This window comes from Ligilactobacillus animalis KCTC 3501 = DSM 20602, from assembly GCF_001434535.1.
GTDB classification, from domain to species: Bacteria; Bacillota; Bacilli; order Lactobacillales; family Lactobacillaceae; genus Ligilactobacillus; species Ligilactobacillus animalis.
In genome coordinates this window covers 1-230 of record NZ_AYYW01000024.1, presented here as the reverse complement: position 1 = coordinate 230, position 230 = coordinate 1, and the positions used below count along the sequence as shown (strand labels likewise).

Annotated in this window: 1 protein-coding gene; it reads left to right on the top strand. The window is 43.0% G+C overall.

The genetic code is table 11. The annotated features are described in order from the left end of the window. On the top strand, positions 1 to 230 hold a 230-nt coding region (locus FC30_RS03675; protein WP_268888279.1), incomplete at both ends, for a Rib/alpha-like domain-containing protein.

Sequence of the window (230 nt, the reverse complement as noted above, 5' to 3'; positions counted from 1 at the left end):
GGTCATCAAACGGGTGAATTAGAAGTGACCTATCCAGATGGCTCGAAAGATTTAGTTAAGGTTCCAGTGAAGGTAGGTACAGATGGACAAGCAGTGACACCAAAAGCTAAAGCAAACTTAGAAGTATCCCTAGGCTCTAAATTGACCCCAGAAGAAGTTTTAGATCCAAGTGTAACATTGCCAACTGGAACTAAGTTGAACTGGAAGACGCCAGTAAACACGACCAAAGC